The sequence below is a fragment of the Parabacteroides hominis genome, from assembly GCF_014287585.1.
Taxonomy (GTDB): Bacteria; Bacteroidota; Bacteroidia; order Bacteroidales; family Tannerellaceae; genus Parabacteroides; species Parabacteroides hominis.
On sequence record NZ_JACOOJ010000021.1, the window covers coordinates 39,198 to 62,303 of the forward strand.

18 protein-coding genes are annotated in these 23,106 nt (G+C 48.0%); 12 read left to right on the plus strand and 6 right to left on the minus strand.

Annotated features, from left to right (window positions below; translation table 11 throughout):
- Window positions 1-51 precede the first annotated feature (51 nt).
- From H8S65_RS12290 to H8S65_RS12300, 3 genes are read left to right on the plus strand one after another with little or no spacing between them, the layout of a single operon-like run.
- Window positions 52-1,197 (plus strand): TlpA disulfide reductase family protein, encoded by a 1,146-nt coding sequence (locus tag H8S65_RS12290; RefSeq protein ID WP_186930249.1) that lies wholly within the window; start codon window positions 52-54, stop codon window positions 1,195-1,197.
- A 16-nt stretch (window positions 1,198-1,213) separates the two neighbouring features.
- Window positions 1,214-3,154, plus strand: a complete 1,941-nt coding sequence (locus H8S65_RS12295; protein ID WP_255489189.1) for a TlpA family protein disulfide reductase — start codon at window positions 1,214-1,216, stop codon at window positions 3,152-3,154.
- An 11-nt stretch (window positions 3,155-3,165) separates the two neighbouring features.
- A complete protein-coding gene (locus H8S65_RS12300; protein ID WP_186930251.1) occupies window positions 3,166-4,857 on the plus strand; it encodes a formylglycine-generating enzyme family protein in 1,692 nt (563 codons plus the stop codon).
- Here H8S65_RS12300 and H8S65_RS12305 read toward each other — a convergent pair.
- Window positions 4,852-5,898, minus strand: coding sequence for an acyltransferase family protein (locus tag H8S65_RS12305; RefSeq protein ID WP_186930252.1), 1,047 nt, complete (start codon window positions 5,896-5,898; stop codon window positions 4,852-4,854). The two genes, H8S65_RS12300 and H8S65_RS12305, sit on opposite strands and share 6 nt — an antisense overlap.
- Window positions 5,899-5,997: 99 nt before the next feature.
- Here H8S65_RS12305 and H8S65_RS12310 point away from each other — a divergent pair, with 99 nt between their 5' ends.
- From H8S65_RS12310 to H8S65_RS21080, 3 genes are all read left to right on the plus strand, one after another.
- Window positions 5,998-8,682 carry an alpha/beta hydrolase family protein gene (locus tag H8S65_RS12310; RefSeq protein WP_186930253.1) on the plus strand — a complete coding sequence of 895 codons (2,685 nt, stop codon included), beginning with the start codon at window positions 5,998-6,000 and terminating at the stop codon, window positions 8,680-8,682.
- A 75-nt stretch (window positions 8,683-8,757) separates the two neighbouring features.
- Window positions 8,758-8,970 carry a hypothetical protein gene (locus H8S65_RS12315; protein ID WP_186930254.1) on the plus strand — a complete coding sequence of 71 codons (213 nt, stop codon included), beginning with the start codon at window positions 8,758-8,760 and terminating at the stop codon, window positions 8,968-8,970.
- Complete coding sequence (locus H8S65_RS21080) at window positions 8,967-9,110, plus strand: hypothetical protein (protein ID WP_255489190.1); 144 nt, start codon at window positions 8,967-8,969, stop codon at window positions 9,108-9,110. Before H8S65_RS12315 ends, H8S65_RS21080 begins: the two co-directional genes overlap by 4 nt.
- A gap of 186 nt (window positions 9,111-9,296) precedes the next feature.
- Here the strand turns inward: H8S65_RS21080 and H8S65_RS12320 are convergent, their stop codons facing one another.
- Window positions 9,297-10,298: a sensor histidine kinase gene (locus H8S65_RS12320; protein ID WP_186930255.1), complete on the minus strand. Its 1,002-nt coding sequence runs from the start codon at window positions 10,296-10,298 to the stop codon at window positions 9,297-9,299.
- 169 nt (window positions 10,299-10,467) lie between these two features.
- Between H8S65_RS12320 and H8S65_RS12325 the strand changes: the two genes are divergently transcribed.
- Genes H8S65_RS12325 through H8S65_RS12345 form a run of 5 tightly spaced genes read left to right on the plus strand, consistent with a single transcriptional unit; the run spans window position 10,468 to window position 16,912 of the window.
- Complete coding sequence (locus H8S65_RS12325; protein WP_186930256.1) at window positions 10,468-11,688, plus strand: DUF4934 domain-containing protein; 1,221 nt, start codon at window positions 10,468-10,470, stop codon at window positions 11,686-11,688.
- Window positions 11,689-11,693: 5 nt separating this feature from the next.
- The gene (locus H8S65_RS12330) at window positions 11,694-13,004 is read left to right on the plus strand and encodes a DUF4933 domain-containing protein (RefSeq protein ID WP_186930257.1); all 1,311 of its coding nucleotides are present in this window, start codon (window positions 11,694-11,696) and stop codon (window positions 13,002-13,004) included.
- Window positions 13,005-13,022: 18 nt separating this feature from the next.
- On the plus strand, window positions 13,023-14,234 hold the full coding sequence (locus H8S65_RS12335) for a DUF4934 domain-containing protein (protein WP_186930258.1): 1,212 nt from the start codon (window positions 13,023-13,025) through the stop codon (window positions 14,232-14,234).
- Window positions 14,235-14,246: 12 nt separating this feature from the next.
- Window positions 14,247-15,566, plus strand: coding sequence for a DUF4934 domain-containing protein (locus tag H8S65_RS12340; protein ID WP_186930259.1), 1,320 nt, complete (start codon window positions 14,247-14,249; stop codon window positions 15,564-15,566).
- A 32-nt stretch (window positions 15,567-15,598) separates the two neighbouring features.
- Window positions 15,599-16,912 (plus strand): DUF4933 domain-containing protein, encoded by a 1,314-nt coding sequence (locus H8S65_RS12345; RefSeq protein WP_186930260.1) that lies wholly within the window; start codon window positions 15,599-15,601, stop codon window positions 16,910-16,912.
- 14 nt (window positions 16,913-16,926) lie between these two features.
- Here H8S65_RS12345 and H8S65_RS12350 read toward each other — a convergent pair whose 3' ends face one another.
- A complete protein-coding gene (locus H8S65_RS12350) occupies window positions 16,927-17,535 on the minus strand; it encodes a response regulator (protein ID WP_186930261.1) in 609 nt (202 codons plus the stop codon).
- A 580-nt stretch (window positions 17,536-18,115) separates the two neighbouring features.
- Between H8S65_RS12350 and H8S65_RS12355 the strand changes: the two genes are divergently transcribed.
- Complete coding sequence (locus tag H8S65_RS12355) at window positions 18,116-20,518, plus strand: ABC transporter permease (protein ID WP_186930262.1); 2,403 nt, start codon at window positions 18,116-18,118, stop codon at window positions 20,516-20,518.
- 8 nt (window positions 20,519-20,526) lie between these two features.
- Here the strand turns inward: H8S65_RS12355 and fsa are convergent, their stop codons facing one another.
- The 3 genes from fsa to H8S65_RS12370 all read right to left on the minus strand — a co-directional run bounded on the left by fsa (window position 20,527) and on the right by H8S65_RS12370 (window position 23,029).
- Window positions 20,527-21,183, minus strand: a complete 657-nt coding sequence (gene fsa / locus H8S65_RS12360) for a fructose-6-phosphate aldolase (protein ID WP_186930263.1) — start codon at window positions 21,181-21,183, stop codon at window positions 20,527-20,529.
- A gap of 75 nt (window positions 21,184-21,258) precedes the next feature.
- A complete protein-coding gene (locus H8S65_RS12365) occupies window positions 21,259-22,491 on the minus strand; it encodes a porin family protein (protein WP_186930264.1) in 1,233 nt (410 codons plus the stop codon).
- Complete coding sequence (locus H8S65_RS12370) at window positions 22,469-23,029, minus strand: RNA polymerase sigma factor (protein WP_186930265.1); 561 nt, start codon at window positions 23,027-23,029, stop codon at window positions 22,469-22,471. Before H8S65_RS12370 ends, H8S65_RS12365 begins: the two co-directional genes overlap by 23 nt.
- Window positions 23,030-23,106 lie beyond the last annotated feature (77 nt).

Here is a 23,106-nt window from a genome sequence, read left to right on the forward strand (position 1 = left end):
AAATCAAATAAACTTGTATATTGCCGGCACTAATCATAAATCGAATTGCATATGAAGACACTTGCATGGCTGTTTGGAATCTTTGTCTGCGCTTCTTCCGCTTACGGGCAAAAGACCGTTACGATCGAAGGAGACATACGGAATATGCCGGATACCGTCAGATTTTTTTGCGCGGAGATGAAAGGGAACGGGATGGATGTACGACCGGAAGATCAGGAGATAATGGTGAACGGCAAGTTCAAATTCACCAGGGAAACCGACAAGACAACCAAGATGTACATATCCCTCAACAACACCGGCTACACCGTATGGGTGAAACCCGGAGCGAACATCAAAATCACCGGAGAAGCCCCTTATGTGCAGAACTGGCTGGCGGAAAGCGACATTCCGATCCCCGAACAAGTCGAACTGAACCGCTTCCGGGAGGCTACACGGGAGGAAAACATACGCATCCACGACTTAACGGCAGAGTGTATGAAACTGCTCCCCAAGATCAGAGCGAAAGATTCGGTCGCCAAACAGGAATTTGCTTCGATCAGGCAGACGGTGAACAGCATACATGACCAGGTTATCCTGCAAAAAGAGTTGTTGCTCATGCTGGAACACCCGATTACCGATGCCGGCCTGGAAGAACTGAGGGATGCTGCCAAAAGTTGCCAGGCGGGAAAGTTGAAAGACAAGGCACTGGTCGTCTCTGTCTACAGCAAGCTGACGGACGAACAAAGACAATCCCGGTTGGGGGAAGAGATAACTTCCTTGTTGTCTATCTCCTCGACAGTTCAGGAAGGAGACAAGATCGCGGATGCCGAACTGAAAGACATCGAAGGGAACATCCACCATCTTTCCGACTATAAAGGGAAATACATCATCCTTGATTTCTGGAGCCGATACTGTGGCCCTTGCCTCGATGCGTTTCCTTTACTAAAGGAAATTGCGGAAAAATATAAAGAGAAAGTTGTCGTTATCAGCCTGTCTGTAGATCCAGAAGCGGTTTGGAAAGAGACAGAAGTCAAAGAATCGGCAGACAACTGGCTGCAACTGTCCGACGGGCTGGGCATGAGTGGCATAGCGGCTCATTACGGGGTACATGCGCTTCCTTCGTTTATCTATATTTCACCGGAAAGCACCGTCCTGAAAGCCGGACAAGGGTATAAATTCTTGTCGGAAGATATCCGTACATTTATAAAAGACAAATAACCTAATTCAAATGAATATGAAACACGGACTTTACTTACTTATGTTCCTTCTTTGCTTCACTGGATTGCAGGCACAGGAACGCGTAGTCGAACAACCGGCTTTCGACGCTTGGAACTCGACGACACTGGAAATAGATAAAATCGTACTGAGCGATACCGCAACAGTCTTTTATATCGACGCTTACTACCGCCCGAAATACTGGATTCAGGTCGCGAAAGAAACCACCTTGCAGGCCGACGGCAAAACCTATCCGATCAAGGCAGGCGACGGCATCAACCTGAGCGAAAAGTTCTGGATGCCGGAATCGGGAGAGGCCTCTTTCCGCCTGATATTCCCGCCGTTGCCGAAAGGGACGAAAGCCGTTGACTTTTCCGAAGGAGACGTAGAAGGCGCCTACAAGATATGGAACATCCGGCTGGACGGTTCACCAGCCTACTCTTCCCTGGCAGGGAAAAAGAACCCTGTTGAAACCCCGGTACTGGAAAAGCCGGAATTCAAAAACGGCACGGCTGTACTGAAAGGACATATCACCGACTATAAACCGGACATGAACCTGAAGGGACGCGCTTGGAATTTCAATTTGTTGAACGGGGGCACGGAAGAATATAATATTACGGTACAACCGGATGGGAACTTCACGTTAGAAGTCCCTCTGTATTATTCTACAAGCCTGAATATCTCCAGCAACTTTATGAACGGCCTGATATATCTGAAACCAGGAGAAACGACTTCCGTAGAAATCAACATGCCGGAGATTTGCCGTTCACAGTCCAAAAAGCAGAAAGACAAACCGTCATTAGGCGAGAAATATTATTTCACCGGGGCTTTGGCGGCGCTTAACAACGAATCCAGCAATTCTTCCCTTCGTTTTGTATCCGTCTCCCCCAAATCCCAGGAAGACTATATGCAGATGTTTTCCGATATCAGCACGATGAATGCAAATCAGTTCAAGGCTTACTGGATGGATCGTTACCAGAAGGAAAAAACCGTACTGGACAGCCATACGGAATTAAGCGACGCTTACCGCACGCTCCTGCATAACAGCCTGAAAAAAGACTTGGCGGAACAATTGCTTGGCATCAGCGGAATGATGGAGTACGCTTATCGTACTGTCAACCAGTTCCCGCGCGACTCAGTGATACCCAAAGACAAAAAGGTGATACCGACTATAGAATATTACGATTTTATCCCGGAGTTGATAAGCAACGATCCGTACCTGCTATATGACGGCTCTTTCACTTATCTGATCTCCTACCTGCAATATACGAACTTCACCGGAGAAGACAGGGCCGCCGGAGAGAAAGCCCCCGATAACACCGCCGATCTCATCAAGATTATGGGGACAGACAACGGGATTCTTTTCGACCTCCTTGCCGCACAACGCCTGTCCCAACCGATAAAAGAATTCCGCCCGCTAAGCGACGAGGAGATCGCGCAGGCCGGGAAAATATCTCCGGTCATCCAGGAAGCACTCACGCAGATGAACAACAAAGTCAAGCAGACAATCGAAGAAAACAAAAAGAAATCCGGCTACACCGTCAACCGCGTGAACATCGCCGACATCCCGGCCGAGGAACTGTTCAACGCCATCACCACGCCTTACCGGGGCAAAGTCGTGTTTGTCGATTTCTGGGCGACCTGGTGCGGCCCGTGTAAAGCCGCGATGAGAGCGTCCGAACCAGTCAAGAAAGATTTCGCCGGAAAGGATATCGTCTTCCTCTACCTGGCAGGCGAGAACTCCCCGAAAGGCACTTGGGAACAGATGATACCGGATATCAAGGGCGAACATTACCGGATGACGGATGCACAATGGACGTATATCTGCAATAAATTCGGCGTGCAGGGTGTTCCTTCTTACATGATCATCGCCAAAGACGGCACGCCGACCCATTTCCAAGTCGGATTCATGGGAGCGGATAAGATGAAGGAAATGCTCATGAAGGAATTGGATAAATAAGAACTGTTACTATGTATAAAACGTTGCTTGCTCTATTGTTTTCAGGGATCGGCCTGTTGTTGCATGCAGATAATTCCTATCTCATACAGGCCCGCATACGGGATGTGAAAGACGGAACCGTATTCTTCCTGAAACAATTCAGCACGCAGCGGATTATAAATGCGATGCGACTCGAAGACGGCAAATTACAGATGAAAGGGGAGCTGTTCGACACGCCCCAGCATCTCTGGCTTTGCACGACCATCAAAGATGAATTCTATTACTGCGACCTGCTGGTAGACACGGGGAAGATCGTTGTCGAAGGAAGCATCCATGATTTTCCGAACGGCTTGCATTTCGAAGGGGCTCAAACACAAATGCAATATGCCGCTTATCTGAACCGGACGCAGTCGTTTACACAACAGATCGACAGCCTGAACCACATAGCCAATCGCTTGCATAACCGGAAAACGGATGGCATAGTGTATAACAGTCATATCGTTCCGGGCACTTACAAATTAGACGTAGAGGTGGAAAGAGATAGAATCACAGCCATACGCGACTCCATCCGTTCCAAATTTATCCAGAACCACATGGATCAGTATGCCGGGCAGTTCCTGCTGACCCGTGTCATGAAAAATCTTTCGCCTGATTCCCTGAAAGCCCTTTACCGCCTCATCCCGGTCGAGATGAAGAAAACCAAATTCACCCGTTTGATCAGCAACCAGATCAACCCGTATGCCGACAGCTACATCCGGGAGGCGGACGACCTGCTGCGCCAGACAAGCCGCAAAGAAAAGGAAATGCACAGCTATGCGGAAGAAGCCTATAAACTCTATGCGCAAGCGGTGCAGCTCGACTCTACACGAACGGACGGCTACATAGCACTGGCATCCATGTCCGAACGCCTGCTCCCATTCAAAAATGTGGAAGCTTACGACATTGCGATCCATTACCTTCATAAATTCATGGCAAGCGACATCCGAACAAACGAATACGAGGCTGCTGTGAAGAAAATGGAAGACCTGCAATTCAGGAAATGGCTGAAGCAGAACGAAGAACCGGAAATGATAACCGTCAATGGCGGAAGTTTCGAAATGGGGTCCACTTATAAAGAAGACAACAATCCGCCTCACAAAGTAAAAGTAGACAGTTTCCTAATCAGCCGGTACGAGATAACGAACTACCAGTTTGCCGCCTTTCTCTCGACACTTAGTCCAGAAAAGATAAAAGACGGCCCGCCTTTGTATTACCCCTGCAACTGGGGCATCCAAAACGGAAAGCCAATGCCGGGTTACGAGGCTCATCCGGCAATCTATGTCACCTGGTACGGCGCACAGGAATATTGCAAATGGGCCGGAGGACGACTGCCGACCGAAGAAGAATGGGAATTCGCCGCACGAGGCGGCAACTACGGGAACCGCGACCATCTTTATAGCGGCGGCATGGAACTGGACAGCTTAGGTTGGTATGCCGGAAACTCCGGCGGCAAGCCGCACCGGGTAGGGACGTTAAAACCCAACGAATTAGGTTTACACGATATGAGCGGTAACGTATGGGAATGGTGCAGCGACACCCAGATAAAAGACGGCAAAGAATATGTCGCCGTCCGTGGCGGAACCTGGTTCAACGAACGCGCAATCTGCCGCCCGACCTGCCGCTATTACATCTTCCCGAACAGCAAGCATTTCAACAATGGGTTCCGGCTGGTAAAGGATTTATAATTGACTGGCAGGAAATACGACTTTAACAGCTCTATTGATCAGGGACCATACATAATTGTACAATCTTAAAACGTATACATTGACATTGAGCAATAATAAGAAGCCGACTACAACATAAACCAATTGTAAAATAAGATGATCGGCAATAATTTGATTTAACCCCAAAACCCGCTTAAATTCTCCTAACAACAATGTCGAAAAGGCATGGACAAAGTAGATATCATACCCCTCTTTCGAGTAGATATCTATATATCGACGGACAATTGCGGATTTATCATATAAAGAAACAATCCCTTTCTTCATATAAGAGCCTCCAAGACCCAAAATGACCATACAGTATGAAACAAACAACAAATTCGGAGGGAATTTATTTGCTTGTATATCAAACGGAATCTTTTCTACTCCAAACATGTAAACCAAATATCCCGCGGCAGCGATCACACACACGATATTCTGCCAACCTAAATTTTGTTTATAATACAATCCCCAAACAGTAAAAAGCATATATACTATTGCCGTCTGAATCAATTCCGAATAATATTGATTGAACGACAATAGCAAAACCACACAGACTGCATAAAAGATAAACGGAATCTTATACCGACGAATCCCATTGAATAGCATCGGAAGGAAAAGACTGATCAATAAATAAGGAGATAAAAACCAAAGATGGTCAAATATGCGATGTTCCACTGGAGGGGTAAATAGAACATACGATAAAAAATCTTTTAACGGCATGATACCACCATGATTCCTGTAAAAAAAACAGACAGCCGGGAAACAGAATAGTGCATACTTCCAATAAGGAATTACAATCTTTTTCACCCTCGTCCGGATATAGACCCAATAAGGTTTCTCGGATGTTAATGAAAAAGAAGCACCCGCTATATAAAATATAATTGCCATTGAAAACAAGGCAGCAGAGACCCATCCTCTATCGAAAATACCCACCTTTGCACCTTCCCACCACACCAAATGAGAAAAACAAGTAATATAAATTCTAATTCCCCCTCTGTATATATCCAGATTCCGATCTCTCATGTTCTATTTGTTTCCTATAAGCATTGAAGGTTGCAAAGATACTTTTTCCTTTTAATAAAAAAGAGTAATATTGCATACTAAAACAAATCAATCAAATTAATGAGCAATTCCATACATTTAATCAGTCTCTTACTTCTAACTTCCGGTCTATCCATACAAGCCCAGGAAAAGAGAGCCATGACATTCGACGAGATGGTCGGATGGGAACGCATATCCGAACAACGTATTTCCGATGACGGCAAATGGGTATTCTGTAAAATGGAACCCTGGCGGGGAGATGCTACCATTCAGTTATACAACGGCAAAGGAGAAGAGAAAGAGACTTTCAAGCCAGCTTCGAAAGCACAATTCAGCGCTTCATCCGAATATCTGTTGGTAACAAAAGTTCCTTCCTTGGAAAAAGTAGAAGCCGAGAAGCTAAAGAAAACAGACAAGGATCAAATGCCGATGAACAGCCTCGTCATTTCCTGCCTGTCCGGAGGGATGGAAACAATCGATTCGCTCAAATCATATAAACTATCGGAAACAGCCGACTGGCTGGCTTACCAGCGCGGGAGCAAGAAAGATTCCACGCTTTATATCCGGTCGCTCGACGGAATGCTGAAAGACTCGTTCCCGGCAGTCAGCGATTTCGGATTTGCCAAAAAAGGAAATGTGTTATATGCCGTATCCGACTCTGTCCTTTATACCTACATTCCCCGGAAAGGGAATAACCGGATCTCTGATAAAAAGGGCGTATTCAAGAAGATCGCATTCAACGAAAACGGCAGCAAGCTCGCCTACCTGTTTTGTGCCGATAAAGATTCGGCTACAACCCGGAGCAGCCTGTATCTGGCAGAAAACAATACTCCCGGCAAGCTGATTGCCGAACGGGGAGATAAGGCATTTCCCTCCGCGTGGATAATCAGTGAAAACGCAGCCTTATATTTCTCTGAAAACGCAAACCGCCTTTTCTTCGGTACAGCCCCGGAACCCAAACAGAAAGACACGACTCTGCTTGCAGAGAACCGTCCGGATGTACAAGTGTGGAGCTGGGATGAAAAGGTGCAATACACGCAACAGTCCTTCAACAAAGCAAACGATTTGAAGCGATCTTATACAGCAGTCTACGACATCGTTTCCCGCCGCATTCTCCAATTGGCGACAGAAGAACTCCCGACTTTGCAGACAGCCGACGAAGGAAACGCCACATGGGCGCTTCTCTCCACCACAACCCCATACGGCACACAAAGCATGTGGACCGCACGCCAGTTCCATGATATCTACACGGTCAACCTGGAAACCGGAGAATGCCGGCAGATCAGGGAGAAGAGTCCTTCCTACATGCGTTTCTCCCCGAAAGGGAAATACACATACTGGTATCAGGAGCAAGACAGCTCTTGGTACACCCGTTCGATGGCTGACGGCAAAGAGTACCGCCTGACTACACCGGAGACATTCATTGCCTGGGACGAAGACAATGACGTCCCCGACTATCCTTCCCCATACGGAATCGCAGGTTGGACGGATGACGATCAATCTATCCTGATCAAGGACCGCTACGATATCTGGAAGTTCGACCCGACTGCGGCCGTTTCACCGGTCAACCTGACCGTCAACGGACGAAAAGAACAGATCACCTACTCGCTGATCCAACTGGACCGGGAGAAAAGATCCTACAATACAGGCGATGCACAATATCTCACCGGATTCAACGAAAGAACCAAAGGTTCCGGCTATTATACGACCCGCCTCAACAAGGCGGCAGTTCCGAAAGTTTTGCTTGCAGGCAATTTCAAACTGGCGGCCCTGGCCAAAGCGAAGGATGCCGATGCCGTTATCTACACGCAGGAAACATACGAGCAATATCCGGATGTCCAATTATCCAATCTCGGTTTCAAGAAGTCCATCCGCTTGACAGACGGCATCCGCCAGCAGGATTCCATCATCTGGGGGACAGCCGAACTGACTTCCTGGATTTCCCTGGATGGCCGGCCTCTGGAAGGTGTCATCTACAAACCGGCTGATTTCGACCCGAACAAGAAATATCCGGTAATCGTGAATTTCTACGAGCGTAATGCCAATACGCTGTACAGCTACCACATGCCCAGCCCTGGGCGTTCAACGATCGACTATCCGTTCTACCTCAGCCACGGCTTTATCATCTTCAACCCCGATGTACGTTTTACGGACGGCTATCCGGGTGAAAGTTCCTACAATTGCGTGATGCCGGGCATCACCTCGCTGATCGCCAAAGGCTATGTAAATGAAAAAGCAATCGGTGCGCAGGGACATAGTTGGGGAGGCTATCAGGTCGCCTACCTGGCTACCCGCACCCGTCTCTTTGCCGCGATCGAATCGGGAGCTCCAGTAGTCAATATGCTGAGTGCTTATGGCGGAATCCGTTGGGGCTCCGGCTTAAATCGTTCTATGCAATACGAACATGGTCAGAGCCGCATCGGGGGGAACATCTGGGAAATGCCGTTGCAATACATTGAAAATTCCCCTTTGTTCAATATGGATAAGGTGACGACACCGATCCTGATCATGCACAACGATGCAGACGGGCACGTGCCCTGGTATCAGGGAATCGAATACTTCATAGCCCTCAAACGCCTCCAAAAGCCGGCCTGGCTGCTCAACTATACAGGTGAACCCCACTGGCCGACGCGTTTGGCAAACCGTCTCGATTTCCAGAAACGCATGTTCCAGTTCTTCCACCATTACCTGCAAGGCGCCCCCATGCCTAAATGGATGAGCGATGGTGTCCCGGCCGTAGACCGGGATTTCGAGTTGGGATATTGATATCTCTTTTATATTTATTATCAATATATTATGGATAAATATTCATATCTTTGTATATTAATTGGAATGTAAACAATGAAAATAACAGGTAACACATTAAGTTTATATGTTGATATTCCTATATCAGAAATATCCATATTCAAATATCTTGCCCATAAAATAGGATGGAAAGTTCATGTTGCTAAAGAAAATGAAGAGACATTAAGTCAGGAAGAAGAAAAAAAACTATTTTTCGAAAACTCCAAACGTTCTATGGCGAAGTGCATGGATAAATATTTATCAGAATGAAAATACACCAACAAGATATTATCGAAGTTAATTATTTGTTTCCTGACGGAACAACAAAACCACATATGGCTATTGTGGTATCCAATGATGAACTATCAAGAGATAGAAGGATTCTTTTATTTGGCAATGATTTCATCTAAGAACTATAATCCACAATATACTTATCCATTGAATAATGAAATGTTAAGCAAGCCTTTATCGAGGCAAAGCTATGTCATTTGTCAACTAATAGGTGGATATACAGAACGCGATGTAGTCAAGATATGTAGCCGAATCAAGAATGACTTTTTCGTCGAAATTGTCGAGAAGATAAAACAAACGATCTTTTAAAACTCCATCTTAAACGTCGTCCGGACATTCGGGATGGACGAGACGGAAAGTTGGCCGCCATGCAATTGCATGATACGTTGGGAAATGGGCAGGCCGATGCCACTTCCGCCGGATTTGGTGGAATAGAAAGGAGTAAAGATAGCAGACAACCGTTCGGGAGGAATCCCCGGGCCGTTGTCTGTTATCGTTATAAGAAGACGCCCGGTTGCCCCGGCGCATGCATCGACCTTGACAATTCCATCCTTTTGCCCCTCTACCGCCTGCAATGCGTTCCGGATCAAATTGATCAATGCAAGAGTAACCAGATTTGCATCGCCATATACTTGAAGTTCCTTACCTGTCGATTTATCAGCCTTATCACCGGAGTAAACAATCCGTTCACTTCCCGGTTCGGCCTGTAGCAACCGTTCCAGTTTAGTAAATAATGCCTGTACGGGAATTGTTTTATATTCCGGTTCCGGCAAATGTGTCAAACGATGATACGAATCGAGAAAAGCAGTCAAATTCTTTGCCTGGCTTTTGATAACTTCAAGCCCTTCGCGTTGCTGGGATATGGGAATATGGTCCAGATGTTTTAACAAATCAGCCGAAAGAGAAGCAATCGGGGTGATAGAGTTGCGAATCTCATGCGTCATCACCCGGAGAATACTTTCATAATAAAGGCTTTTCTCCTCAACCTCAATATGTTTTTCACCCAATTGCCGAAGGATATGATTCATATCGGCGTATAAAGCATTCATAAAGGGATCGTCCGGATTAGCAGGGAAATATTGCGTCGTATCCTCATTCCGCATCGCCTCGAAGAAGACAGACACTTTATAATTAAAGTGGCTTACCAACCGGATTATGAACAGAGTTATCAACAGGATAAACAACAGGCATACAAAGGATAAGGTAAATGACAACTGTGTTATTAACAACCAGGAGCCAATCAGGGATAAAAGCACGATCAATACTACGCTCCCTACAATCTTAGCATATAACCTCCGACTGTACATGACACAAAGGTACATTAATTACGGTAAACCCGCAAAAAGGCAGAGAGAATACGAATTGCACGTTTATTTACGAATAAATAGTAATAAACTTGCTTTTAAGAAATTAAATTGCTTTATTTGTATCAAACTATCTAATACAAATAAAATACAAACAATTAATCCGAAGATTATGAACAAGACAACGAGACTTTTAGGAGGTTTGCTTTTTACTATAATAGCGACATCCTGCGGAACGGGAGACAAAAATCAATCCGCACAAACAAACGATCCTTTGGACAACAGCCCGGTTGTCGGCCGATATGTACAGGCAGGAACTGACAAAGTTATGTCGTGCGACCAGGAACTACTGGCCGATACCGTACGCATACCTCTCAGTTTCTTCACGGAAGAATTGGAAATCGTGAAACTGGATAACCGGGATGAGGCATTGGTCGGACAAACCGGGGTGACGATTTCAGATAATTACATCTTGGTACATGGGCGCCAGCCAAACCCATTCAAACTATTCGACCGCAAGGGGAATTTCCTGACCAACATCGGTGCGATCGGACAAGGCCCCGGCGAATACCAAATGGTGTATGATGCCAAATTGGACGAGGCAAACAACCGCATCTATATCCTGCCTTGGAATGCATCGCAACTTTTAGTGTACGACTTGCAAGGAAACGTCTTAGACCCGATTCCTCTTTGCTTGCGTTGTCCGAAAGCAAAATTCGATGTCGATCTTACCGGAGGCAAGGTTTCGATAGTCCTGTTACCATTCAAAGGCTATGCGGCCGTTGCCTGGACACAGGATTTGAAAGGGAACAGGCTCGGCTACATAGAACCGGGACATTTGGAAGCGCCTCAGGACTTCAGTAATGAAGTGATATCAGGATTCAATATCCCCGGCGCGTTCGATGTCAATATTTTATGTATAATGCCGACCCGCGTCGATTCGCTCTACCGATATGACGGAGACAATAGCCGTTTGATCCCGACATTCACACTCAACTTTGCCAATACGGATAAAATCCCCTGGCACGGATACGGAGAATGGCCGCACCATTTCATTGGAGATTTTTCTGAACCGCCGGTTGAAGTCGCTCCCGGATCATGGACCAACGGAAAGACTTACCATTACATCGTGGACAAAAAAACAGGAAAAGGTTCTTTCTTTAAACTCTATAACGACTATTTCGGCAATTTGGAAATCGGCTATCCCAGTTATGCATTCTCCAATGGCTATTATATCCGGAATATCGAACCCGGCAACCTCATGACCGACATCGAGAACGCGTTGAAAAACCAGGATATCACCGACGAGATGCGTAAAAAGTTGGCCGACCTGCAAGCCTCTATCGATGAGAACGACAACAACTACGTCATGATCGCCAAATTAAAACCATAAGCGACATGAACAAACAGATACTTCTCATCCTGTTGCCGGCACTCCTGTCGGCAACAGGATGCAAACAACAAAAGGCGTCCGAAGCAGAAGGGACGATCGCCGAGGCCGAGGCCCACCAACCGCTTCCGCCGAAATACACGGCACGTTATGACAAGTCCGTCATGCCCGCCCGCATCGACATTGAAAGGGCGGTTGCAGACTCCGTCCCGGTAAACCTGAGCAAAGTGGCCTCATCCATCGAGTATTTCATGGTCGGGGACGACAAATACCCGATCACGGACGTGGTTGCGACAAACGAAGGATTCATCGCCCTGAACCAACCCAAGCTATACCTCTACCGTAAAGGGATGAAGCGGAAACGGGTAGGGTTGAAAACGACTTATGGCAATTGGATGAGTGCGGCGGAGTCCAAAATAAGCTTTGACAAAACGACTACGCGCCTATATGCCCAACTGAAACGGATCAATCCCGAAACCGGTTACGGAGAACCGTATATTGTTGAACTTCCTCCGCTGGACACGGTTCTGACACGGGTTTATTATCTTTATCCGGATTCATTGCCTATTTCCAGTCGCCACTATCTATTGCAGAAAACATCCTTTATTCGTTATTTGTCATCCGACCAATATGCAACCCAGCATGAAAACAAAGACGGGATCGACGATGGTATCACAACTTTTAATCTTAAAGGAGATACAATCTGTACTTTTATCGCCGGGATAGACCCGACTACCAAGAGAGGCGATTATTTATACCAACCTCCCTTCTTCGACAAGATATACCGGCATGGCGATCAGATCACCTTCCGCCTGTCTTTTTGCGATACCATCTACCGGATCCGGGACGAGCAGACCTATTATCCGGCATACGTGACCGATTTCGGAAAACTACGCCTGACCGCAATCGAAAACATTCAAGGGAAAGACCTGAAGAACAAGGCCTGGATGACCGCACTCGAAGAAAACGCGAAAGCCCTTTTTATCCGAACATATAAAGAAGGCAAAAGCTCGGAGAGCGGCTGGCTGGATGCTGGACGCGAGCCGGACATGCCACCGGAAGAACGCCAAATCGTCTATCTGAAATCCGCCAAAAAGACTTTCGCTTTGCCCGTTAAAGCCCAAGGGCTGACAAATGACCTGGACGGCGGACTCCCTTTCTGGCCGGACGGACAGACGGACGGTTATCTCTATATGATCCGCCCCGCCAAAGAGCTGAAAGCGAAAATCAAACTGACGGGATCGCCCAAGCAGAAAGAATTGAAAGCATTTTTAGATGGCGTGGATGAGAAGCAGAATGTGATGATCGTAGTCAAATAAAAAAAGCAATAAAGAAATATGAATAAGATTCTTGCCCTGATAAACGGCGTGTGTTGCTCGATCTGGATCGGTTGTAACGGCGTAAGCACCAAGACGTTGAACGAATGCCCGGTCGTGATTCAAACGGAAACCCTTGCCGGACATCCGTTAACGGTGTGCGACCAGAAACAACTAAACGATACCCTGCAAATACCGCTCAGCCTGTTAGCTGAAAATTTGGAGATCATCCGTTTCGACAACCGGGACGAAGCGCTGATGGGAGAACAAATGGTTATCGTTTCGGACAATTACCTACTGGTGTGGAACCAGGAGCATCCGGTCAGGCTATTCGACCGGAAAGGGAATTTTCTGGCAAACATCGGGGCAAACGGACAAGGGCCGGGTGAATATCAAGCTCTTTACGATGCGCAAATCGACGAAGCCAACAACCGGATCTATATGCTCCCTTGGACGGTCGGGCAACTATTGGTCTATGACCTGCAAGGGAATGTGTTGCCATCTATTCCGCTTTGCCTGAATATCCCGAAAGGCAAATTATGGATCAACGCAAAGGATTCTCTTATAGCCGTATTCGCCCTGCCTTTCCCCAATATACCAGCCGTCGCCTGGACACAAGATTTCAAAGGGGAAAGGAAAGATTATATCGAAGCGGGATCGCTCACGGCCTACGATTATAATGCGGAAGTATATGCCGGCTACAACATAGACAATGTGTTCGATTGTCTGCTTATTTGCCACCTGCCGCCACGCAAGGATACGCTCTATCATTATGATTACCTTCATAACCGATTGATACCGCATTTCACGATGACCTTTACGAGTAATGATCCGATCCCGAATCATGCTTTCTTTGAGCTTCCCCACCACTTCTTGGGGACGACGGCCGAAAGCATACAGCTCTCCGCTACAATGTTCGGCACCACCAATACCAAGCAATTCATCATTGACAAGGCAACCGGGAAAGGCGCTTACATGCACTTAGTCAATGATTTCTTGGGGAACGAGGAATTGCCGTTGAGTAGTTTCGACGGCAATTTTCCTCCTTATCCCAACTTCCGCAACGGTTACTATATCTTGAACCAAGATCCGGGAAACCTGCGCGACAGGCTTGAAAAAAGCATGGCGACAGGCTCGCTTCTCCCCGAACAGAAAGAGAAAGCGACCCGATTATTAAACTCTATCGGCGAGAACGACAACAACATTCTATTTTTAGCTAAGTTAAAACAATAAATGCATAAACAGATGAAAACACTTCTTCCCCTCCTATTCCTTTTCCTGTTCACAACCTGCAATAGCAAAAGTTCTCCGGTTTCCGGAGAAGGCGACAATGGACAAATGCCTTGCATCGACCTGGCCGGGAACCTGAACAACACCGTTCCCTCCCTGCCCCTGAGCGAAGCGGTGGGAAAGGTGGATATTGTCCCGTTGGAAACGACAAGTAAGTCTTTTATCCGGAGGATCGAAGATATCAAAGTAACCGCCCATGATATTTTCGTTTTCGACATAAACGAAGGTGTATTCCGGTTTGACCGGCAAGGCAAGTTTCTGAACAAAGTCGGTAAAAAGGGAGAAGGGCCGGAAGAGATCCTTTCGATATGGCAAATGATGATTAAAGAAGCGGAACAGGAAGTTTATCTCTATTCCATAACCGATAAGTACTGCATCAAAGTCTATAATTTCGACGGTTCTTTCAATAGAGTTGCTCTTCAGGGTCGAATGGAAAATGTATTTTATGGGCCAAGCAATCAGATTTTCTCCTTTAAAAACCATTTCTTTCTTCAACAAACTCTTCCTGTCCTACGTATCGAAAACAAGCCGGAAATATGGTCGTTTGCGTTGACCGATAGTTGTTTCAATATCCAAAAGAAATTCTATAATCCAAGCCTGGCCGGGAAAGATGAAGAGATTATTGAAAATTGTGCTCCTTATTACGGTTGGAAGAAATACTGGTCGGAAGGCAGGACTGCCATAGACACCTATGACCAGCAACTTGTCATGAAATATGCGGGAGTAGACACCCTCTATCGATACAACGAAAGCAATCAGAATTTCGAACCGTACTACACGCTTCTTTCAGGCGAACAACCTCCTTTCGATATGGCGCATGTATGGGTTAAAGATGCGGCATTCTTTAAATATCTATGGGTCTATGACTTCTATGACACCCAAAAGTATTTATATCTCCTTGCCGGCAAGTCCAATGTCGTCCACACGTTTCGATATGATAAGGAAAACGGGGAGGTTAGGGTTTCGAAAAAAGAAAGCACCATCATTGAAAGGCCTTTCCCCGGCTCCCCCAACTTTGTCTTCCGCGAACTAAAGAAGCGGTTCGAGTTGCAGAACGACCTTTCCGGCGGAATCGTTTTCACGGTCGACTACAAATCACAAGGCAAGTATTGGATCGACGAATGTAATCCTTCCGATTTGCTGGAGCAGATCGACCCGGACGAACTGAAAACAGAAGAAGTAAAAGACAAACCGGCACGCGACAAGCTCGTCCAAGTGCTAAGCAAAGTTACGGAAGAGGATAATCCGGTTCTCTTCATTGCCACTCTGAAATAAATCATTACATTCGCTACAAATACAGATTCAAGATGAAAAAGCACCTTTTTACCGTAAGTTTCCTATCCGTTTTGCTATTAGCAACAGGATGCAAGCAGACAAAAGAGAAGACACGACACATCCCGACCGCCCCACAGATGGAAGCCCGGATAGACCGTTCCGAACCCGTAAAAATCGTGGATGTGGAGCAAGCTGCCGGGAAGCCTGAGGCGTTGAAGTTAAGCCAGATCGCCTCCGAGATCGAATACCACACCGTTGGAGACGGCCGGTTCACCGTCACCCAGGCGATCGAGTTGCCGGACAGCAATGCCTTTATCACATTCAATAACCCGCGCATCTACTACCGCAAGCAAGGCATTCCGAGCAAACGATACGGATTCAAGGCTTTGGCCTACAAATGGAACAACGAGATGAACGGGCAGAACATGTTCTACGACAAGAAGACCACCCGCATGTATGTCGCCCTTAGCGGGAAGACTCAGGAAACGCGGAGAACCGGGACGGACAGCATCCCCTGCATCGGCATGTTGCCGCCACTGGACACGATGCTGACGATCGAGAATTACGTCTTTCCGGAAAGCCTCCCTGCCAAATACCCGCTCAACACGATATATGACAAGCTGTTAGGTTTCTCCTCCACCGGCTACACCCTGTGCCGCTACGGAGAAACGACGGGAGAGCCGGACGGGATCACGACATTCAACCTCCTGGGCGATACGCTCTGCAAGTTCCGGTTGAAGGAAGGGGAATTGGCTCCGCGCACGTTGACCGACAACATTCCGTTCTTCCATACATCCTACTGGAACACCGGACAGGACCGTATGACCTTCATGATGCCCTATTGCGACACCGTCTACCAGTTACGTGACCCGCAAACCGTCGCCCCGCTCTACGCCATCCGTTACGGGGAGCAAGGGCTTAACCTGAAAGAGATGGCGGAGGCTAAAATCCCGAAAGGCAAAATGTGGCTGAAAACCTTTTATGAGAATCCCAAAGGGCTGTTCATGGGCCTTTACCAGAAAGGGGGACGGATAATCGCAAACTGGATCGGTTGGGAATATGACTACAAACCGACCTTAACCCACCAGGCGGTCTACCTGAAAGAAGAAGGCCGGACCGTCATGTTGCCGATCGACAAAAACAGGGGCTTTATCAACGACCTGGACGACGGGATGCCTTTCTGGCCGGACGGACAGACGGACGATTGCCTGTACATGCTCCGCACCGTCACCGAGATGCGCGAACTGGTGAAACGCACCGGCTCGCCCAAGCAAAAGAAGCTGATTGAGCTGCTGGACAACCCGAAGATTCCCGAACGGGATTATGTGATGATTGTCGTACGATAAGGGTTGCCATCCGGTTACAAACCGTATTTCCGCATCTTGTTATAAAGCGTCTGCCGGCTGATATTCAGTTGCTGGGCACAAAGTGTCAGGTTGCCGTTCTTTTCGCGCAACACTTCACTGATAAACTGCTTCTCCATCTCCTCCAACGTCACCGGGGGGGATACGGAAGCCGTTTTTTCGATATGGGAATCGTCCGCCCCGAACGAAGACGAGTCCGTCATCAGAAGGGCCCGCTCCTCCTGCCTTCTCCGGAAAGCCTCTTGCAAGGTTGCCACCAACATCTCGTTATCCCAGGGTTTTACAACAAAATCCGCCGCTCCCCTTTTCAAGGCGGAAACGGCCAGTTCGATATCTCCGAAACCCGTGATCAGGACAACCTGAGGCGGGTCGGGACGGTCTACGATACGCTCCAACCAGAACAAACCTTCGCTTCCATCCTGCCGCCCGGTCGCAAAATTCATATCCAACAGGACAATATCGACATCATTTTCACGCAACAAAGCCGGCAAAAGCGTCGGAACAGACACTCCCACCACCGTTTTGAACTCGCGTGCCAGAATCATCTTCAACGTTTTCAGCACCGCTTCGTTATCGTCCACAAGGATTATTTTCGCGTCCAGCATAGTCTCATTTCTTTTAGTAATACATAAAAAATAAAATGGTGTAAAGGAAGATTTACCGGCAACAAAAATAGGATTTAATACCTATTTTTTCGAAGAAAAGACGACTTATTTTTCCGTCACATGTGTGACGATGTGACGATGTGACAATTGTGACAAATGACAATAACCTAAAAATCAAAAAGAAGTACATAAAGACTTTATATTATATATAATATAAGAGTATCTTTCATTCTCAACAACAGTTATTGTCATATTGTAATATTGTCACATCGTCAAGAGGTGGAGAGGCAAAGCCCCGGAGAAGCTGAAACATAGTTTCATCCCGGACAAAACTATGTTTTACAGGGAAAAGAACTAAGAATCGCGCTTATTAACACATTTCTACGCTTTAACCCCCTCTCCAATTTGCAAAAGGGGGCATCGCCCCTTTACCTTTGCGAGACGAAAAGAAACACCGCCTCCTTTTCCCGAACTGTCCAATAATTAGACAATTCACATGCTCTTCGGAGAAAAACAAGGATTTTCCTTAGACGCATTCGGGAAAAGGAGATAGTTTTGATTCGCACAAAAAATAAAAGTCATGAAAGCAGTAGCACTCAAACTGGTTCTCCGTAGCTGGTGGCGAAACAAAACATTCTCTGTCATTTCGATCGTCAGCCTGGCGATCGGGATTGCCTGCACGAACCTGTTGGTGGCCTTCGTCATCTATGAATTCAACATCGAGGCGGATAATCCGAATAAGGAGAAAATCGTCTATATGGCACAGGATTCGCCGTTGAAATCGGGAGAGATCGTTTCGTATGTGGCCGGCTCTATCCCTGTCCAGCTAAAAGAAAAATACACGGAAGTGGAAGATTACCTGCGCTTCAGCTCGATCGATTGCAACTCCGTCACCATTGGTGACAAACAATACGAACCGGTTTTGATCACCACCACAGATACTACTTTTGCCCATTTCTTTAGATATGAAGTGCTATACGGCGACCTGCATGACGCCCTTTCCGCTCCGGACAAAGCCGCATTAAGCGAATCGTGCGCCCGGAAGTTGTTCGGAAAGACAAACCCGGTAGGAAAGATCGTCCAAATAGACCTGGCGGACGGTGGCATGCGTTATGAGAACGAAACGACGCCCCTTTCCCGTCCTTTCCAGATTGCCGCCGTGTTGAAAGAACATCCGCAAGCCTATCTTAAATTCGACATGCTTACCGGCAACGGACAGGATTACTACGGCGGGATCGCCCTCCTGAAGGTTTCTCCCTCGTTCGACAAAAAGGGATTTGCCGAAAAGATAAAAGCGGATGGAGTCCCCACGTTGCAACAGGAGAAAGGGGGCTATCATTTCTACTCCTTGCAAGACTCTTACTTTCAACGCTTCACGCAAGAGTCGATTCCTTATGTCGCCCGTTCCCAATCATCACTACTGATCATCGGGCTGATATCGGCCTTGCTGATCCTGCTGATCGCTTGCTCCAACTATATCAACCTCAGCTTCTCCAGGGTTCTTCAACAGATGCGGATCATACACACACAGAAGCTGATGGGAGCTACGCAAGCGGAGATGAATTACCAACTCTTCTTAGACACGTTCCTCACGGTCGGCATCGCCTTCCTGCTATCGTTGCTGATCGCCCACGACCTGATCCCCGTCTTCAACCGGATCATGTCCGGGCGGATCACCACCGGCTTCTTCCTGAACAGGCAGGTGTTGCCGTTCATCTGCGGACTGGTTCTGATCCTGTCCGTTATCCCCGCCTGCTACATGAGCCGGAGAATCGCTAACCTGACGGATAGCAACTACCGCCAGTTCTTTACCGGAAACAAAAAAAGAAGGATCGTCACCGCCCTCTCCGTCATGCAGTATATCATCTCCATCGGGCTGATTATCGGAACGCTCACCATCTACGCGCAATTGAAACTGACGCAAAAGAAAGGGGAATGCTACCGCAACCTGATCGAGATCGGGAACTGGAAAGGGGGGAACCCGGATGCCAACACATTCGCGGCAGAACTGAAGAACAGGCCGGAAATAGCTTCGGTCACACGCGCCGGCGGCTCCATCCTCTTCGCCTGGCTCCAACAGATCACGATCGAAAACAAGGACGGATCGGAGTCTTACTACTCGTCCGTCCAATATATGGGTGAAGAAGACCTCCTGCAAACCCTGGGCCTGCAAATACTCCAGGGGGTGACTCCTCAGGAAGCGATGCGGAAATATGACCGGCCGGTCTATATAAACCGGAGATATGCGGACATCCTGATCCCTGCCGGCGAAAATCCTGTCGGGCAACCGGTCAGCCGGTACGACAAGTTTTCCTACGGTGATCAGGCAAACGATCCGCAACAAGCCTGCACGATCTGCGGAATCGTCAGCGATCTCTATATCAACACGCTGGAAGAGGAAGCGATGCCATCCCTGATCTACCTCAACAATGCCGGTGCAAAGAATTACCGGATGCTCTATGTCAAGCTGAATGAAAAACAGAAAAAGAAGGGGCTGGAAACGATACGGGAAGTGTGGGAAAAAGCAAATCCGGGCGAATACTTCACCTACATAGATGTATATGACGTATTTATGCAACGCAACCGGAGGACGACCGATATGGGTAACCTGCTCTTGATGTATTCGGTCATCAGCATCTTACTGACCTGCTTCGGCCTGTTCGGAATGGCTTTGTACGCGACCGAGCAACGGACGAAAGAGATCGGCATCCGGAAGGTGAACGGAGCCAGTACCCGGAGCATCCTGTTCCTGCTGATCCGGCAATTCATCACATGGATAGCGGTAGCATTCGTGATCGCAACACCGCTTGCCTGGGTGCTCCTGAACCGTTGGCTGGAAAGTTTCGCCAACCGGGTGAGTGTTTCGCCGCTCTATTGCCTGCTGGGCGGAATTATCGTCTTAGCCATCACATTGCTGACGGTAGGCTGGCATAGTTACCGGGCCGCCTCAGGCAACCCGGTAAGGAGTCTAAGAAGTGAATAAAGGGGAAATTATCCGTTCACCTTCTTATAGTCGGCCAGGAAAGTAGCCAGGCCGCTATCGGTGAGCGGGTGTTTCAATAAGCCTTTGATAGCGGAGAGCGGGCAGGTCGCCACATCGGCGCCGGCTTCTACGCATTGCATGATATGTTGCGTGGAACGGATGGAAGCCGCCAGGACCTGCGTCTCGTAATCGTAGTAATCGTACATCTCGACGATCTTGCGCACCAGTTCGATCCCGTCGCTCGCTATATCGTCCAAACGGCCGACAAAAGGAGATACATACGTCGCACCCGCTTTGGCAGCCAGCAATGCCTGTCCCGGAGAAAAGACGAGCGTACAATTCGTGCGGATGCCTTTACCTGAAAAATACTTGATCGCCTTGATCCCGGCTTCGATGCAAGGGACTTTCACTACGATATGCGGGTTCAGTCCGGCCAGTTCCTCACCTTCCCGGATCATGCCTTCGTAGTCCGTGGCAATCACTTCGGCGCTCACATCGCCGTCTACCATTTCGCAAATCTCGATGTAATGTTTACGCTGGTTTTCTACTCCCTTGATGCCCTCTTTCGCCATCAGAGAAGGGTTGGTGGTAACGCCGTCGAGCACACCCAATTCGTTTGCTTCCCGGATCTGATCCAGATTAGCCGTGTCAATAAAGAATTTCATCGCCTGTTTTTATTTAAGTAACTATATGATATAACAAACGAAACCGCCTGATAGTTCATGCCGTTCTATTGACTTTCAAAACTCGAAACGCACACCGGCCCCGACACCTATCAAGGTCATGTTCTCGGTGCGATAACTCACCGGCTGGTTATTATCGAAATAATAGGAATAACGCGGTTCCAGGTACAAGCTCCAATCCCGGTAGAAACGGTATGAAACGCCGATAGAAAGGTTCAACGACCATTGCAGGCCGGCTATGGAGGAACGGCTGGTAGCCGGTTCAGATTCATTCAAGCCATACGGTTCCACATGATAAATGGAACGCAACCCCTTCTCCATCATAAATCCGCCGGAGACATACACGTTCCAATCCGGATTGTCCCATAGTTTAACCACCAGGTTGACCGGAATACCTAAATAATGGAGTCCCAACGTAGCTCGACGACCGGTCGTCCAACTCTGGCTCATCTTCGAATACAGATAGGTATAAACAAGCCCGCTTTCCAGACCGATACGGTCGTTCAGGTTCTTCCGGACGGTTAATCCGAACGACAAGGGAGGTGCACAATCCACATGCGAGAACGTTTCCGGACCGCCACCTATATCCAGATCCGGTTTCTCTTCCACGGGCGGTATGGGAGGAAGAGGCAGGCTGGGCTGATAGTCACTGCTCGATCCATCTTGAGAGTTACCATCCAGCCCCAAACCCAAAGAAAGATGTCCGCCCGTTCCCATATTGGCTCCGACCTGCCATTTGCCGCCTTTCGCTTTTGGGCGGTCCGCCCTTGCAATCAGTTTTTGAGTCCGGCGCTTTTCCGGTTCCGGTCCCTGATGTCGTCTGGCAGGGACTTGGGTTGCCGGTTGTGTAACCTCCGCTTTTGAAGGAAGCTCGATTTCTCCTTCTTCCCCAATGGTTTCTTCCCAAGCAATCGTATCGACAAGAATGGGAATGGCCGCCTCCTTTTGTGCAACATGGGCAACCACCCGTTCCCGCTTTTCAACATCCATTTTCTCAGGATTTGTCCTTTCAGCTATCTGTCCGCTCTTCTGCAATCCCGCGTCAAGCGCGGGAACGGGCTCTGTTTCGGGCTGGTACAAGCGGATCACGAGCAGCAAGGCAAGAACCGCGGCCACGACCGTTATCCAGCCACCGATCCGCCAGCCGGAAAGACGCGGACGCCCGGCCACCTTCGCCTCGATCTGTTCCCAACATTCCGAATCGACAGGCAGACGGTGGTCTTCCAGTTTTTGCTTTACCTTCAAACTGAACAGGTCTAAATGCTCCTTATGTTCTGTTTCTGCTGACATTGTCCTGCGCTATTAAAGATTGAACCATTTCCTGCAATGCTTTCCTCGCCCGTGCAAACTGGGAGCGGGAAGTGATCTCCTGGATATGAAGCATAGCCGCTATTTCCTTATGCGTATATCCTTCGATGGCATACAGGTTGAAGACGGTCCGGTAGCCGTTGGGCAACCGGGAGATGCATTCCAGCAGGTCATCTGCCGACAAGCGGTCCAGCACGGAAGCATCCGCATCTTCAACCTGTCCTCCATATTCATCAATCGGGGCACTCGACCGGAGAGCATCGTATTTACGGAGATATTCGAGTGCCGTCGTCACAAAAACCCTTCGTATCCAAGCGCCGAACGGGCCTGTCGCCGAATAGGTCTGTATTTTGGTGAATACTTTGATAAATCCATCCTGAAGCAAGTCACGGGCCGTCTCCCTGTCGCGGACGTAACGGGCACATACGCTCATCATGGCAGGTGCGTACAGCTCGTATAATTCTTTACGAGCCGATGCTTCGCCACGCTTGCATCCGTCGATTAACAGTTGTTCGTCCATAAATACTTGCTACTCTCTGATTATATGATGAAACAGGTTCCCGGATAGTTGCACCTATCTTCATTATTTATACACAA